Consider the following 620-nt stretch of genomic DNA (forward strand, 5'->3'; position numbering starts at 1 on the left):
CCCACGAAGTAACAAAAACTCTTGAAACTTTTCAATCTACTGATCTTTCTGAAAAGATTGAAAATTTATCGCATTGTGTCACACAAATAACAGAAGAGATTGCTGAACCTAGAACTCTAGTGATTAATTCTTTGCACGATATTGTTAAATTAGCTGAACAGCATAATGATGTTCCTTTCAAACTCCTTGTTAAAGAATTTGTTCATCCTGTTTCTTTTGATGTTGGGCATATTACCTTAAGACTTTCTGAAAATACTCCACAATTTCTTGCTCATGATATAGAAAAAAAAATATCTCAATGGACTAAAAAACGCTGGACAATAGCTTTTGTCAATGAAGGAGGTGGCCCAACCTTACAGGAGGAAAGTATAGCGATTCAAAAGACTCTTTTTTCCAAAGCAGAGACAGATCCTGACATCGCAAAAATCCTTAATCATTTCCCAGAAGCAAAAATTGTCGATATTCGACTCAATAAAAAAGAAAATGATCTTGATTTACTTCCTAATACCTTTAAAAATGCTGATATTTTTCAAAATAACAGTAATATCAATGATGAATAAGGATACCTCTTCCTATGCGTGAAATGATGAGCATGATGAAAAAAGCCAAAGAAATGCAAG

At 33.1% G+C, this 620-nt stretch carries 1 pseudogene; it reads left to right on the forward strand.

Annotation, left to right across the window (positions count from 1 at the left end):
• Positions 1-560 (forward strand): annotated as a pseudogene (locus ACFIO3_RS15880) (DNA polymerase III subunit gamma/tau); the annotation flags it as partial.
• Between the last annotated feature and the right edge of the window lie 60 nt (positions 561-620).

It is taken from the genome of Bartonella sp. AD328YNZD (assembly GCF_042196425.1).